The sequence below is a fragment of the Streptomyces sp. NPDC086023 genome (assembly GCF_044540325.1).
Classification (GTDB): domain Bacteria; phylum Actinomycetota; class Actinomycetes; order Streptomycetales; family Streptomycetaceae; genus Streptomyces.
The window spans coordinates 608658-622717 of sequence record NZ_JBITRX010000002.1; the positions used below are offsets into that span (position 1 = coordinate 608658).

Below are 14060 nucleotides of genomic sequence, written 5' to 3' on the forward strand. Positions count from 1 at the left end.
GCGTGCCCTCCGGCGGACGCGGCGTGACCGTGAGGTCGCACACCGTGACCGGGTTTGGAGGGCGGGCGGGGGGCTCCGTAAAGTTCTCCTTTCGGTACGGGACGCGCGCGCGAGACGCGTACGCGGGCCACGGACGGCATCACCGACGACGCGCGCGCGGCAGTGCACGGGCGGCGGCCGGTGCACGGGCGACGACCCGACGAGCAGACCACGAGCAACGAGGAACGGCAGCGGCCATGACGGTGACTGAAGACATCCAGGAGTACGGCCCGGGCATCGACCCCGAGCGCCTGGCCGTCTGCCTGAGCGTGCTCGAGGAGCTCGACAAGCTGGAGGTCGACCACCCCGACGCGATCACCGTGCGCCGGGCCACCGCGGGCATCTACCGCACGGTCAAGCAGCGTCGCCGCTCCGAGCGCCGCGCCGCCAAGACCGCCAACGACAAGGCCGTCACCGAGGCCACCGCCACCGGCTCCGCGCAGCGCATCGACGACGAGACCGAGGGCATCCTGCCCTCCTCGGCCACCGAGGCCGGGCGGATCGCCGGCATACTCCAGCGCCCGCGCTCCTGCTACGTCTGCAAGACCCGGTACGTCGAGGTCGACTACTTCTACCACCAGCTCTGCGCGGCCTGCGCCGCCCAGAACCGGGCCAAGCGCGAGGCCCGCGCCGACCTCACCGGCAAGCGCGCCCTGCTCACCGGGGGCCGCGCCAAGATCGGCATGTACATCGCGCTGCGGCTGCTCCGCGACGGCGCGCACACCACGATCACCACCCGCTTCCCGAAGGACGCCATCCGCCGCTTCAAGGCGATGGAGGACTCGGCGGACTGGATGCACCGCCTGGAGGTCGTGGGCATCGACCTGCGCGACCCGGCCCAGTCCGTGGCGCTCGCCGACCAGCTGGCCGAGGCCGGCCGGCTGGACATCCTGATCAACAACGCGACGCAGACCGTGCGCCGCCTGCCCAGCGCGTACGCGGCGCTGGTCGAGGGGGAGAGCGCCCCGCTGCCCGCGGGCGAGCTGCCCGCCCACCACGTCATCGGCGCCTTCGGCTCCGGCGCGGTCGACGGGCTGGCGGCCCTGCCGCTCGGCACGAGCGGGCTGGACGCCCAGAAGGTCGCCGACCTGGCGCTCGTCGCGGGCAACGCCAGCATCGAGCGGCACCTCGACGGCACCGCCATCGACGCGGGCGGCCTGCTGCCGGACGTCGTCGAGACCAACACCTGGGTGCAGACCATCGACCAGATCTCCCCGGTCGAGCTGCTGGAGACCCAGCTCTGCAACTACACGTCGCCGTTCATCCTGATCAGCAAGCTGCGGCCGGTCATGGCCGCGGCCGCCCGGCAGTCGGCCAGCGGCCGCGCGTACGTCGTCAACGTCTCGGCGATGGAGGGCGTCTTCAGCCGCGGCTACAAGGGCGCGGGCCACCCGAACACCAACGCGGCCAAGGCCGCGATGAACATGGTGACGCGGACCAGCGCCCAGGAGATGTTCCAGGCCGACGGGATCCTCATGACCTCGGTCGACACGGGCTGGATCACCGACGAGCGCCCGCACTACGACAAGCTGCGCCTGGCGGAGGAGGGCTTCCACGCGCCCCTCGACCTCGTCGACGGCGCGGCCCGCGTCTACGACCCGGTCGTCCGCGGCGAGGCCGGCGAGGACCTGTACGGCGTCTTCCTGAAGGACTACTCGCCCGCCAACTGGTAGGAGGCCGGGCCCCCGGAGGCCTCCGCCGGGCCCCCGGCCGTCCCCGCCGGGCCCCCGGCCGTCCCCGCGTGGCGCACGCGCGCCCGCCACGCGGGGCCCGGCGCCCCCGCCCTCCGGGCGTACGCCCGGTCCGCGGCCAGCTCCAGGACCGGGCGCCAGTCCTCCATCACCCCCGCGTCGAGACCGGGGGTCTTCCCCGCGTCGTCGGCCTGGCGGAGGATCACCGCCGCCCCCGCGTCCGGACCGGCCGCGAACGCCGCCGCCTCCTCGCGGCCCATCACCCCGCCCTGCGCGGCGAGGGTCAGCGCGCTCTGCGCCGACAGCGGCCGCCCCGGCTCGACCGCCGCCAGGTACCGCTTCGCCGGTACGTGCAGCCGCACCAGCCGCGCCACGCGCTCGCCCAGCAGCCCCCGCACCGCGTCCGCCGCGGTGTCCGCGTGACCCGCGTCGTCACCCGGACGGAGCAGATGGCCGAGGTCGTGCACGAGCCCCGCCACCTGAAGTTCCTTGTCCGCAGGGTGGGAACGGCGCAACAGATGTGCGGTCTGCAGGGCGTGATCGTGCAGATCCACCGGATCCCCGCTGCGGTCGGGCGAGTCCCACGCCCCGCGGCAGGCGTGCAGCAGCTCCATGAGTTCCGCGACACTGCCCACACGGGGCACGTCCGCCTCGCCGGTCTCGTCCGCCACCACGATTGCCTCCGCTCGCGCCGAGCCTTCCCCGTCCGACGGGGCGAGCAGACCACGGTCCGGTGAACACGACCGGGGACGCGGTGCTGAACGGGCGTGGTCGGGAAGGAGACAGGCCGGAATTCATCCCCCTATCGAGCGGGACCCCGCTCATATGTGTAACCTTAGGCGCACGGAAAGCCCCACCAAGGCCACCACCGTGTGAACACGAGACGGCGCCACCGCGACCGAACTGCCCTTTTCACAGCCCCGACGGACGATTGGGACCGGTCGGAGGCGACCGAGCGCGGGAGCCCGACGGGTTACGCGACGCAAAGGAGTGCGCGGTGACACCAGAGTTGACGCAGCATGATCAAGGCCTGAAGGAACGAGCCACCGAGCGGCGCGGCCGCCGCCGTTCCGACGAGCTGGGCAGCCTTGAGGTGTGGGCCCGGTCGGCGCCCATCCGGCTCGCCGGCTACGAGGACGACCTCGCGGAGCCGCACATCCTGCCCGGCATCGACTGACAGCCGGCCACGACGCGCCCCCGTGCCCCCTTCGGCACGGGGGCCCGCCATGTGCCGAGCGTCGCCGACCACGGCCACCCCTCCGGAATCCATCCCTCCGTCCGCCCCCGGCGAACGCCCGTCCGCCGTGGGCGAGCGGGCGTTCCGTCCGTGCCGCCCGCCGGGCAGGCTGGCGCCATGAGACTGCTGATGCTGGGCGGGACCGAGTTCGTGGGCCGCGCCGTCACCGAGGACGCCCTCGCCCGCGGCTGGGAGGTCACGGTCTTCCACCGCGGCCGCCACGCGCCGCCTCCCGGCGCCGCCGCGCTGCACGGCGACCGCACCACCCCGGAGGGCCTGGCCGCGCTGGCCGCGGGGGAGTGGGACGTGGTGGTGGACACCTGGTCCGGTGCCCCCGCCGCGGTGCGGGACAGCGCCCGCCTGCTGGCGCCGCGCGCCGGCCGCTACGTGTACGTGTCCAGCCGTTCCGTCTACGCCCACCCCGCGGCGCCGGGCCTGGCCGAGGACGGGCCGGTCGTCGACTCCTCGCCGGACCTCACCGAAGCCCCGTACGCCGAGGCCAAGCGCGGGGGCGAACTCGCCGCGGAAGCCGCCTTCGGCGCCGGCCGCACCCTGTTCGTCCGCGCCGGCCTGGTCATCGGCCCGTACGAGAACATCGGCCGCCTCCCCTGGTGGCTGACCCGCATCGCACGCGGCGGCCCGGTCCTCGCCCCCGGCCCGCACGACCAGGCGGTCCAGTACGTCGACGTGCGCGACCTCGCGCGGTGGACCCTGGACGCGGCCGCGGCCGGCCTCTCGGGCCCGTACGACCTGGTCTCCCCGCCCGGCCACGCCACCCTGGGCGACCTGCTCGACGCCTGCGTCACCGCCACCGGCGGCACCGCCGCACTGCACTGGACCGACCCGGCGGTCCTGCTCGACGCCGGCATCGAACCCTGGACCGAACTCCCCGTCTGGCTCCCCGAAGGCCCCGACCGCCAGGCCGTGCACGGCGCCGACGTCACCCGAGCCCTGGCCGCGGGCCTGCGCTGCCGCCCGGTCGCCGAGACAGTGGCCGACACCTGGGCCTGGCTCACCTCCCTGAACGGCCCGGCCCCGCACCGCCCCGACCGCCCCCCGGTGGGCCTGGCCCCCCACAAGGAATCAGCCCTCCTCCGCTCCCTCGGCGTTCCGGGCGCTCAAGTGCCCTAGCCGGTGTCGTGCGAGAAGAACGGGTGGGGGCAGTCGGCGCAGTTGCCGTCATCGCCGCTCTCCCACCCCTCGCACACGACGCAGCTCTGGCAGTTGAGGCCGTCCCAGGCCGGTCGCCGGCCCCGCGCCCTCCAGGCGTCTGGTCCGGTCGGCTGCCATGCGATAAATTCGGCCGGCCCGCCCCGCCCCCCCTTCCAGCCCCCCTAGGGAGACACGCCTCACCATGAGCGATATCGTCAACGGACTTGGCCGGACCAGCGCCTACGGAGCGCTCGGCCTGGTGCTGCTGATCCTCGGCATCGTGTTGGTGGACGTGCTGACCCCCGGCAAGCTGCCCAAGCAGATCTGGGAGGAGCGCAACCGCAACGCCGCCCTCATGCTCAGCTCCGCGCTCCTCGGCATCGGCGGCATCGTCTTCACCTCGATCTGGACCACGTACGACGACTTCGGCAAGGGCCTCGCGTCGACCGCCGCCTTCGGAGTGCTCGGCCTGGTCCTCATGGCGGTCGCGTTCCTCGTGCTCGACCTGGTCACCCCCGGGAAGCTCGGCGCCATAGTCGTCGACCCGGAGCCACACCCCGCCGTATGGGTCACCGCGTCCTGCAACCTGGCCGTGGCGGCCATCGTCTCGGCGTCCATCGCCTGACCGGCACCCGACACCACGCGAAGGCGCCGCTCCCGCAGGGGGGCGGCGCCTTCGCGTCGTCACCGGGCAGGTCGTCTGCCGGCACCGCCCGTCCGGTCGACACGCCGAACCGGGCAGGGGACGATGGAGCCACTACGGCCCGCCCGCGCGCGGCAGGACCGCGCGCCCCGAGGCCGACGGCCGTTCCGTACGGCCCGCGCCGGCCGGAGCCGGGAGACCGCCCGCCCGGACCGCGCGTGCGCCCGGCCGCGCCCGAGGGCCCGGATGTGACCCGGTCGCGCCAAACCCGACGAGGCACCGAGGAGAAGCACCATGCACCGACCCGCGCGCACCATCGCCGCGGCCGCCGTGATCGCGCTGGGCGCCTCGGCGCTCGCGGCGGCACCGGCGTCGTCCGCCCAGCCGCCCGCCGCCGCACCGGCGGCCACCTGCACCGTCTCGGACCCGAACCAGGTGGAGCGGGTCACGATCGAGGGCAAGGGATTCACGCCGGGGGAGGCGCAGCTGTCCTCGCCGGGCTCCGCCACCACCGTGTTCAACGTGCCGGACGGCGGCTCCTTCCGCATCGCCAACAAGGCCGACGGCCGCTACGCCGTGACGCAGGGCGGCACCACCACCGTGTGCACCGGAGGCCCGGAACCCACCGTCGGACCGGGCACCACGTACAAGGCCGGGGTCACGGCAGGCTGGGACGCCGTCAGCGAGGACTGCGCGGCCAAGCCGCCGGCGTCCGCGAACGAGGCCTTCAGGGACGGCTGGAACGAGGGCGCGTCCGCGGCACGCGAAGTCTTCTGCACCTGACCGCACCGCCGCCGGGCGTTCGGAGCCCTTGCGGCTGCGGGGTCACCGCCCGGACCCGGTGCCGGGCCTGGTCCTACTCGTCCGGCTCGTCGTACGTCTCGTACGCGTCGTACTCGCCACCCCGGTCCCGGGCGGTGGCCAGGCGGGTCGGGGGGAGGAAGTCGCGGAGGAGGCGGCGGTGCCACCAGGCGCGGGTGGCGCGGAGTTCGGGCCAGGTGGTGAAGCGGTAGCGGTAGAGGCGGGCCCGGACGTAGACCGGCGGCGCGTCGGGGAACGGGTTGTGCCGCAGCAGCCGGAGGGTGTCCCGGTCGTTCTCCAGCAGCCGGGTCACGAACGGCCCGAACCAGTCGCGCGCGTAGCCCGGGTTCAGCGCGGCGAACCACATCAGCCAGTCCAGCCGCAGGTGGTACGGGGCGAACTGGCGCGGCATCCGCTTCACGTCGCCGGGCTTGCCCTTGAACTCGTACGGCAGCCACTCGCTCCCGCGCGTCGGCACCGGGTCGGCGGTGCCCTCGACGACCACCTCGTCGCGGATCCGGCCGACGGTACCGAAGGCCCCGTACGCGTTCACCAGGTGCAGGGAGTCGAACGAGCGGTTCATCACCTGCCGCCGGGAGAGCAGGTTGCGGGCCGGGTGGTAGCTGAGCACCAGGACCAGGGCCGTCAGCGCGCAGACCAGGACGGTGTACCAGAGCGGGGTCGCCCCGAAGTCCGCCTCGGTCCGCTCCGGGGCGCCGAAGAGGGTGAAGTCCACCGCGGACAGGGCGAGGACGATGGTGATCCAGTTCAGCCAGGCGAAGTTCCCCGAGAACACCAGCCACAGCTGGGTCACCACCATCACGGCCGCCGCGACCGTGGCCACCGGCTGCGGGGTGAACAGCAGCACCGGCACCAGCAGTTGCGTCACGTGGTTGGCCCCGCACTCCACCCGGTGCAGCGGCCGGGGCAGCCGGTGGAAGAACCAGCTCAGCGGCCCCGGCATCGGCTGGGTCTCGTGGTGGTAGTAGAGGCAGGTCAGCCGTCGCCAGCACGGGTCGCCCCGCATCTTGATCAGCCCCGCGCCGAACTCCACCCGGAACAGCACCCAGCGCACCAGCCAGAGCACCAGCACCGGCGGGCCGACCGAGGCGTTGCCGAGGAACACGGCCAGGAAGCCGGCCTCCAGCAGCAGGGACTCCCAGCCGAACGCGTACCAGGTCTGCCCGACGTTGACGATCGACAGGTACAGGGCCCACAGCACGAGCCACATGGCCATCGCCGCACCCAGCGGCACCGCGTCGGCCGCGCCGAAGGCCACCGCGGCGGCCAGCAGCACGCCCGTCCAGGCGCAGCCCGCGAAGAGCCGGTCGGAGTAGCGCAGTTGGAAGAGGCTGGGGGCGCGGGAGAAGGGCACCAGGCGCACGTAGCGCGGTACGGGCAGCATCCCCTTCTCGCCGATCAGCGCGCGGAACTGGTGCGCGGCGGCGAGGAAGGCCACGGCGTACAGCCCGGCGAGACCCCGCTGGAAGACCAGCCGGCTCAGCCAGTAGCCGGGCTCGGTGAACCAGTCCATCCCCTCCAGTATCCGCCCGGGGGCCGCCCGGGCGCCTCAGGCCGCCGCGAGCCGCCGCAGCCGGCGGCCGCAGAGGCGGGCGAAGCGCAGCTGAAGGAACGGCACGACGGGCCCGGCCAGGCGGGTGTACCAGGTGGCGGGCCGGCTGAACGCCGTCACCGTGAACCACACCGCCCCGTCCTCGGCCAGCTCCACCACGAAGGACTCCTCGCCCTGCTCGGGGTGGCCGTGCCGGGTGCCGTACGCGAAGCCGGCGAGGTCCCGTTCGTACGCGGCCCAGACCACCTCGCAGGGCACGGACAGCTCCAGCCGGCCGATGCCGAGCCCGTTGTCCAGCCGTACGCCGGGCTCCGCGCGCTCCCGGTCGGCCCGCACCCGCAGGCCGACGGCCCGGTGCATCGCGAAGGTGGTGACGGCCCGGCCGGCGGCCTCGAAGGCGTCCCGGCCGGTGCCGACCCGGGTGCGGTGGCGCAGGTGGTGGTAGCCGGCGGGCAGCGGGCCGCGCAGCGTGGCGCCCGCCTCGGGGTAGCTCAGGGCGCCGGGGTCGAGCAGCGGGTTCATGCCGGTGTCTCCTTCAGACGGTGCCAGGCCAGCACCGAGCACAGTGCGAAGCCGAGGGCGTTGCCGAGGCCGTGGGTGGCCGCGGTCCAGGTCAGGCTGAGGTGGGGGAGTCCGGTGGCCTCGCCCAGGGCCCAGCTGAGCGCGAGCAGCATGGTGGCCGGCAGGACCACCGCGGAGGTGGCGAGCAGGGCGCGGGTCAGACGGTCGGCGGTGCGGCCGCGGATGTCCTGCCAGGTGAGCAGCGAGACGGTCCACATGCCCGCGGTCAGCACGAGTGCGCCGGCCAGTTCCAGCCAATCGTCGACGAAGTACCCGGCGAGGACGAGCAGCGTCCCGGCCGGAACGCTGTACGCCGCGAAGCGCGCCCGGGGCCCGGCCCCGGCCGCCCGGCAGACCAGCCCCGCCACCAGCGCCGCGGTGAAGCCGGCGAAGTGGAAGTGGGGCACGGTCAGGGCCAGGATGTCGAGGTCGAAGCCGAAGAGGTGCCGGCCGGCGCGCTCGGCGACCAGCGCGGTCGCGGCCACCGAAGGCGATACCAGGGCGGTGAGCAGGGCCACCTCTTCGGCCGGGAGCCGGGGACGGAGCCGGAGCCGGGGCCGAGGCCGGCGCGCGCCGCCCCCCGCCCGGTCCGCCCGCCCTGCCGCGTCCCCCCGCCCCGCCCGGACCAGCCGGGCTCCGGCCAGGGCCGCGAGGGCGAGGGCGGCCAGCGCGTACACGGCCGCCAGGGCCGTGGACGTGGCGCCCCTCGGCAGCCAGAGGGAGACCGCTCCCGGCAGCGCTGCCACCGGCCACCAGCGCGCCGCGACCGTGAGGACCCCCGTCCCCCGCGGTCCGGCGGAGCCGGCCAGCCGGAGGCCCGCCGGGACGACGGCCAGCATGCCCAGGGCCACCACCGGATCGACCAGCAGCTTCAACGCGGACATGGCACACCCCCCTTGAACGTGTTCAACTCGCAGGTGCAGCCTACGCAGATTCTTGAACATGTTCAAGAAGGTCTCGGTGCGCGACGCCCTCCGCCATTGGTGCACGCAGCGTCACCCCCCGGCCCCGCTCCGCTTGCGACCCGGTGCGCCGCCCCGCAGACAATGAGGTCATTCCAGGCTGAAGAGGAGATTCCGTGCGAACAACGGTCCGCAGCTACCCCCTCGCCGCCTGCGTGGCCGCCCTCGGCCTCCTCACCGCGGCCTGCTCCGACGGCGGCGGCGCCCGCGCCGCCACCCGCGGCCAGGAGGTCCACCTCCAGCCCGTGGCGGCGGCCGGCCCCGACCCGTTCACCGCGTCCACGGCGACCTCCTCCGTCGCCCTCCCCTCCGGCACGGGCGGTACGTCGGGCACGGCCGACGTCGAACCGACCGACAGCGGCGGCGCACCCACCCTGCGCACCATCAACGGCGCCGTCCCCGGCCTCTACGGCGGCACCCACAAACTGGGCAGCTGCGACGTCGAGCAGCAGGTCGCCTTCCTCGCCGCCGAACAGGCCAGGGCCCGCGCCTTCTCCCGGGCCGCGGGCGTCGCCCAGGCCGAACTCCCCGACTTCCTGCGCGGCCTCACCCCGGTCGTCCTGCGGGCCGACACCCGGGTCACCAACCACGGCTTCCGCGACGGCCGGGCGACCAGCTTCCAGTCCGTGCTCCAGGCCGGCACCGCCGTCCTCGTCGACGAGCGCGGCCTGCCCCGCGTGCGCTGCGCCTGCGGCAACCCGCTGATGCCGCCCGCCGCCGTCGAGGGCAAACAGCTGCACCGGGGCGCGCCCTGGCCCGGCTACCAGCCCCACCAGGTGGTCGTGATCAAGCCGACCACGCAGGCGGTCACCAACCTGGTGATCGTCAACATCACCGACAACACCTGGATCGAACGCACCACCGGCGACGACGGCGCCCAGGACCGCCGCCCCGCGGTCCCGCCGGCCCACGACCCGACCGGCCCGATCCCCTCCGACGCGCCCACCGGCCCGGACACCGGCTCCGGCGACCCCTGCGCCACCCCGACCCCGCCCCTGAGCGCCACCCCGAGAGCGGACGACGGCACCACAACGGAGCCCCCCGCCGCACGGGCCACCGACTGCCCGCCGCTCACCCCGCCGCCCGCGGACGTGTCGCCCGACACCACCGCCCCGGACCGCAGCAGCCCCGCGGAACCGCTGCCCACCCTCCCCGACACCGGGACCGGCACCACGCCCGGTGAACTCCCCGGCGACGTCCCGTCCGACCTGCCCGTGGAGACCCCGCCCGGGGACCCGCTCACCGGCGAGGTCCCGGTACTGCCGGACGGCTCGACCGGGGACCCGTACGCCCCCTACAGCCCCGACCCCTACGACCCGTACGGCGGCACCGGCGACACCCAGGCCCCCGATCCCGACGCCTACCTGGAGAACGCCTGAGCCGAGCACACCGCGCGGCGGCCTCCTGTCGAGGAATCGGCCGAAGAGTGTCATGGTGGATCGGTGCCGACCACCGTATCGCTGCCGGACGACTGGCCCGCACACCCGGACCAGAGCCTGGCGCTCAACCGGATGGGCAGCTTCGACTGGGACCTGGTCACCGGACTCATGCACATGGATCCGGCCGCACACGAGGTCTTCGACGTCCTGCCGGACGAATACGACGGACACCCCGAGTCCCTCGCCCCCCGGGTGCCGCCCGCCGAGGCGGTCCGGCTCGACGCGCTGGTCTCCAGCGCGCTCAAGAGCGGCTCCGACAGCTACGGCGCCTACTTCCGCATCCGCTGCCGCGACGGCCGGCACCGCTGGACCCACACCCAGGGCCGGGTCATGCGGGACGCCGACGGCCGCCCGTACCGCATCATCGGCATCGTCCGCGACGCCACCGAGGAGCTGAGCCACTCCGCCGAGCGCCTCGGGCTCGACGAGGAGCGCCGCCGCCAGACCTCGGTGGTCGAGGGCACCACGGCGGCGCTCGCGCACGCCCGCACCGTCCAGGACGTCATCGACGCGCTCAGCGACAGCCAGGGCCTGGAGCGCCTGGGCACCATGGGCATGGTGATGGGCCTGGTCGAGTCCGGCAGCCGGATCCACCTGGTCGCCGAGGGCCCCGAGGGCAGCTTCGTGCCCGGCACCCGCTACACCCGGATCGACGAGGGCTACCCGATGAGCGAGGTGGTCCGGTCGCTCCAGCCGCGGTTCATCGAGTCCGCCGAGGAGTTCGCCGAGGGCTACCCGATCCTCTGGGACAAGATCGCGTACATGGAGATCTCGGCCGCCGCCTACCTGCCGCTGATCGCCCAGGCCCGGCCGATAGGCGCCATCGGCCTGCTCTACCAGGACAAGGACGGCTTCACCCAGGACGAGCGGAACCTGCTGGTCGCGCTCGGCAGCAGCATCGCGCAGAGCCTCCAGCGGGCCATGCTGCTGGAGCAGGAGCACGAACTGGCCGAGGGGCTCCAGCAGGCGATGCTGCCCCGCCGCATCCCCACCGTCCCGGGCGCCCAGATCGCCGTCCGCTACCGGTCCGCCCGCATGGGCCGCGACATCGGCGGCGACTGGTACGACGTCATCCCCCTGCCCGGCGGCCGGGTCGGCGCGGTCATCGGCGACGTCCAGGGCCACGACACCCACGCCGCCGCCGTGATGGGCCAGCTCAGGATCGTGCTGCGCGCCTACGCCTCCGAGGGCCACGCGCCCGCGACCGTGATGGCCCGCGCCTCCGGCTTCCTCCACGAACTCGACACCGACCGCTTCGCCACCTGCACCTATGCCGAGGCAGACCTGACCACCGGCGTGGTCCAGCTGGTCCGCGCCGGGCACATCGACCCGCTGCTGCGCTCCCGCGGGGGCGACGTGCGGCGGGTGCCGGTCGAGGGCGGCATGCCGCTCGGCCTCTCCGCCGAGTTCGGCCGCCTGGAGTACCCCGTCACCACCGTCGAACTCGACCCCGGCGAGACCCTGCTGATGTGCACCGACGGCCTGGTCGAGCAGCCGGGTGCCGACCTCGACGACGGCATCCGGGCGCTCACCTCCCAGATCGAGCGGGGCCCCGTCGAACTCCAGAGCCTCGCCGACCGGCTCTGCGAGATCGTCGACGAGCGGGGCGGCGACGACGACATGGCGCTGCTGCTGCTCCGCCGCCGCGTCGAGGAGACCCCGCGCGGGGGCGGCCGCCTCCAGCAGCACGTGGCCCAGAACGACCCCGAGGCGCTGATCTCCGCCCGGCACATGATCGGCGCGGCGGTGCGGACGTGGGGTGCGGGGGAGCGGACCGACGAGATCGAGCTGGTCGCCGACGAGCTGATCGTCAACGCCCTGATGCACACCGAGGGGCCGGCGATCGTCACCCTCCGCGTCCTCACCGGCCCGGAACGCCGCCTCCGCGTCGAGGTCGAGGACCGCTCCAGCGCCCTGCCGCGCCGGCGCGAGGCCGGCGAATCCGGTGTCTCGGGCCGCGGGCTGATGCTGGTGGACCGCCTCGCGGACGTCTGGGGCGTGGAGTCCCGCGGCAGCGGCAAGTGCGTGTGGTGCGAGTTCATCATGGACTGACGGGCGGCGGCGTCGCCGCCCGCGCCGCCGGACGGCGCCCGGCGCGCCACACGCGGCTCTGTGCGGCAGGCTGGGATACATGCCGGAACTGCCGGAGGTCGAGGCCCTGAGGGACTTCCTCGACGAGCACCTCGCCGGCCGGGTCGTCGAGCGCGTCTGGCCCGCCGCCGTCAGTGTGCTCAAGACGTACGACCCGCCGCTGACCGCCCTGCACGGACGGACCGCCGGGCCCACCGCCCGGTACGGCAAGTTCCTCGCGCTCTCCTTCGGCGACCTGCACCTGGTCACCCACCTCGCCCGGGCCGGCTGGCTGCGCTGGCAGGACACCCTGCCCGCCACCCCGCCCCGCCCCGGCAAGGGACCCCTCGCGCTGCGCCTCGCCCTGGAGGGCGGCGGCGGCTTCGACCTCACCGAGGCCGGCACCCAGAAACGCCTCGCCGTGTACGTGGTCCACGACCCGGCCGAGGTGCCCGGCATCGCCCGCCTCGGACCCGACCCGCTCGCCGAGGGCTTCGACCGGGCCGCGTTCGCCGCGCTCCTCACGGGTGAACGCCGCCAGATCAAGGGCGTGCTGCGCGACCAGAGCGTCATCGCCGGCATCGGGAACGCGTACAGCGACGAGATCCTCCACGCCGCCCGCACGTCCCCCTTCAAACTCGCCGCGAAGCTCGGCGAGGACGAGGTGACCCGCCTCTACGAGGCCCTGGAGACCACCCTCGCCGAGGCCGTCGAGCGCTCCCGGGGCGTCGCCGCCGGGCGGCTGAAGGCGGAGAAGAAGAGCGGACTGCGCGTGCACGGCCGCGCCGGGGAGGCCTGCCCGGTGTGCGGGGACACCATCCGCGAGGTCTCCTTCGCCGACTCCGCCCTCCAGTACTGTCCCACCTGCCAGACCGGCGGGAAGCCGCTGGCCGACAGACGCCTCTCCCGCCTGCTGAAATAGGCCGTTTACACTGCGCGGCATGCTGCGCGCGCTGGCCGTCGACGACGAGAAACCCGCCCTTGAGGAACTGCTGTACCTGCTGCGGGCCGACCCGCGCGTGCGCAGCGCCGAGGGCGCCAACGACGCGACCGGCGCGCTGCGGCGGATCGGCCGCGCCCTGGAGGCCGGGCCCGACAGCCCCGACGCCGTCGACGTGGTCTTCCTCGACATCCACATGGCCGGGCTCACCGGCCTGGACGTGGCCCGCCTGCTGTCCGGCTTCGCCCGCCCCCCGCACCTGGTGTTCGTCACCGCCCACGAGGGCTTCGCCGTCCAGGCCTTCGACCTCAAGGCGGTGGACTACGTGCTCAAGCCGGTACGCCGCGAACGCCTCGCGGAAGCGGTACGGCGGGTCTGCGACCAGCACCTCCAGCAGGCCCAGCAAGCCCAGCAGGCCCACCGGCCCCAGCAGGTCCAGCAGGTCCAGCAGGTCCCGGGCCCCGGCACCGCCGGCGAGCCGGCCGGTCCGCCGGCCCCCGGGGCCGCCTGGATCCCCGCGCAGCCGCCGGCCGACGGGCAGATAGCCGTCGAACTCGGCGGCGTCACCCGCTTCGTGCCGGTCGACGACATCGCGTACGCGGAGGCGCAGGGCGACTACGCCCGCCTGCACACCGCCACCGGCAGCCACCTCGTCCGCATCCCGCTGTCCACCCTGGAGGAGCGCTGGGCCGCCCGCGGCTTCGTGCGCATCCACCGCCGCCACCTGGTCGCCCTGGCCCGCATCGACGAACTCCGGGTGGACGCCGGGGCCACCACCGTCCGCGTCGGGGCCGCGGAACTGGCCGTCAGCCGCCGCCACGCCCGCGAACTGCGCGACCTCCTGATGCGCCGGGCCCGGGGCTGACCGGTGGCCGCCGACAGCCCGGACCGGCCGCCGGTCCCGTACGGGGACCACCCCGACGCCCACGCCCCGCAGGCCGGAGCCTCTGCG

General features: G+C 74.5%; 12 protein-coding genes and 1 pseudogene. 9 read left to right on the plus strand and 4 right to left on the minus strand.

The features are described from left to right. The first annotated feature begins 236 nt into the window (after positions 1 to 236). Positions 237 to 1712: an SDR family NAD(P)-dependent oxidoreductase gene (locus ACIF6F_RS06050; RefSeq protein WP_399941810.1), complete on the plus strand. Its 1476-nt coding sequence runs from the start codon at positions 237 to 239 to the stop codon at positions 1710 to 1712. A 125-nt stretch (positions 1713 to 1837) separates the two neighbouring features. Here ACIF6F_RS06050 and ACIF6F_RS06055 read toward each other — a convergent pair. Further along, positions 1838 to 2344: pseudogene (locus ACIF6F_RS06055) on the minus strand (inositol oxygenase family protein); the annotation flags it as partial. Between the two features lie 383 nt (positions 2345 to 2727). Here ACIF6F_RS06055 and ACIF6F_RS06060 point away from each other — a divergent pair. The 4 genes from ACIF6F_RS06060 (at position 2728) to ACIF6F_RS06075 (ending at position 5545) form a co-directional block, all read left to right on the plus strand. Then, positions 2728 to 2907, plus strand: a complete 180-nt coding sequence (locus tag ACIF6F_RS06060) for a hypothetical protein (RefSeq protein WP_399941812.1) — start codon at positions 2728 to 2730, stop codon at positions 2905 to 2907. 177 nt (positions 2908 to 3084) lie between these two features. Next, positions 3085 to 4098 carry an NAD-dependent epimerase/dehydratase family protein gene (locus ACIF6F_RS06065; RefSeq protein ID WP_399941814.1) on the plus strand — a complete coding sequence of 338 codons (1014 nt, stop codon included), beginning with the start codon at positions 3085 to 3087 and terminating at the stop codon, positions 4096 to 4098. Between the two features lie 223 nt (positions 4099 to 4321). Further along, the gene (locus tag ACIF6F_RS06070; protein WP_399941816.1) at positions 4322 to 4744 is read left to right on the plus strand and encodes a DUF350 domain-containing protein; all 423 of its coding nucleotides are present in this window, start codon (positions 4322 to 4324) and stop codon (positions 4742 to 4744) included. 312 nt (positions 4745 to 5056) lie between these two features. Further along, a complete protein-coding gene (locus tag ACIF6F_RS06075) occupies positions 5057 to 5545 on the plus strand; it encodes a hypothetical protein (protein ID WP_399941817.1) in 489 nt (162 codons plus the stop codon). 73 nt (positions 5546 to 5618) lie between these two features. Here the strand turns inward: ACIF6F_RS06075 and ACIF6F_RS06080 are convergent, their stop codons facing one another. From ACIF6F_RS06080 to ACIF6F_RS06090, 3 genes are read right to left on the minus strand one after another with little or no spacing between them, the layout of a single operon-like run. Continuing rightward, a complete protein-coding gene (locus tag ACIF6F_RS06080) occupies positions 5619 to 7097 on the minus strand; it encodes a lipase maturation factor family protein (protein ID WP_399941819.1) in 1479 nt (492 codons plus the stop codon). Positions 7098 to 7133: 36 nt separating this feature from the next. After that, positions 7134 to 7658, minus strand: coding sequence for a DUF1990 family protein (locus tag ACIF6F_RS06085; RefSeq protein WP_399941822.1), 525 nt, complete (start codon positions 7656 to 7658; stop codon positions 7134 to 7136). Further along, positions 7655 to 8572: a YndJ family protein gene (locus tag ACIF6F_RS06090; RefSeq protein WP_399942201.1), complete on the minus strand. Its 918-nt coding sequence runs from the start codon at positions 8570 to 8572 to the stop codon at positions 7655 to 7657. Before ACIF6F_RS06090 ends, ACIF6F_RS06085 begins: the two co-directional genes overlap by 4 nt. A 203-nt stretch (positions 8573 to 8775) precedes the next feature. Here ACIF6F_RS06090 and ACIF6F_RS06095 point away from each other — a divergent pair, with 203 nt between their 5' ends. The 4 genes from ACIF6F_RS06095 to ACIF6F_RS06110 all read left to right on the plus strand — a co-directional run bounded on the left by ACIF6F_RS06095 (position 8776) and on the right by ACIF6F_RS06110 (position 13973). Beyond that, complete coding sequence (locus tag ACIF6F_RS06095; protein ID WP_399941824.1) at positions 8776 to 10038, plus strand: DUF6777 domain-containing protein; 1263 nt, start codon at positions 8776 to 8778, stop codon at positions 10036 to 10038. Between the two features lie 63 nt (positions 10039 to 10101). Beyond that, on the plus strand, positions 10102 to 12150 hold the full coding sequence (locus ACIF6F_RS06100) for a SpoIIE family protein phosphatase (RefSeq protein ID WP_399941827.1): 2049 nt from the start codon (positions 10102 to 10104) through the stop codon (positions 12148 to 12150). A 79-nt stretch (positions 12151 to 12229) separates the two neighbouring features. Beyond that, positions 12230 to 13090: an Fpg/Nei family DNA glycosylase gene (locus ACIF6F_RS06105; protein ID WP_399941830.1), complete on the plus strand. Its 861-nt coding sequence runs from the start codon at positions 12230 to 12232 to the stop codon at positions 13088 to 13090. A gap of 19 nt (positions 13091 to 13109) precedes the next feature. Continuing rightward, positions 13110 to 13973: a LytR/AlgR family response regulator transcription factor gene (locus ACIF6F_RS06110; RefSeq protein WP_399941833.1), complete on the plus strand. Its 864-nt coding sequence runs from the start codon at positions 13110 to 13112 to the stop codon at positions 13971 to 13973. Positions 13974 to 14060: the final 87 nt, after the last annotated feature.

Coding starts and splice junctions, on each gene's coding strand:
- ACIF6F_RS06070 (WP_399941816.1), top strand. CDS start 4,322: ATGAGCGATATCGTCAACGGACTTGGCCGGACCAGCGCCTACGGAGCG.
- ACIF6F_RS06080 (WP_399941819.1), bottom strand. CDS start 7,097: ATGGACTGGTTCACCGAGCCCGGCTACTGGCTGAGCCGGCTGGTCTTC.
- ACIF6F_RS06085 (WP_399941822.1), bottom strand. CDS start 7,658: ATGAACCCGCTGCTCGACCCCGGCGCCCTGAGCTACCCCGAGGCGGGC.
- ACIF6F_RS06110 (WP_399941833.1), top strand. CDS start 13,110: ATGCTGCGCGCGCTGGCCGTCGACGACGAGAAACCCGCCCTTGAGGAA.
- ACIF6F_RS06065 (WP_399941814.1), top strand. CDS start 3,085: ATGAGACTGCTGATGCTGGGCGGGACCGAGTTCGTGGGCCGCGCCGTC.
- ACIF6F_RS06105 (WP_399941830.1), top strand. CDS start 12,230: ATGCCGGAACTGCCGGAGGTCGAGGCCCTGAGGGACTTCCTCGACGAG.
- ACIF6F_RS06050 (WP_399941810.1), top strand. CDS start 237: ATGACGGTGACTGAAGACATCCAGGAGTACGGCCCGGGCATCGACCCC.
- ACIF6F_RS06075 (WP_399941817.1), top strand. CDS start 5,057: ATGCACCGACCCGCGCGCACCATCGCCGCGGCCGCCGTGATCGCGCTG.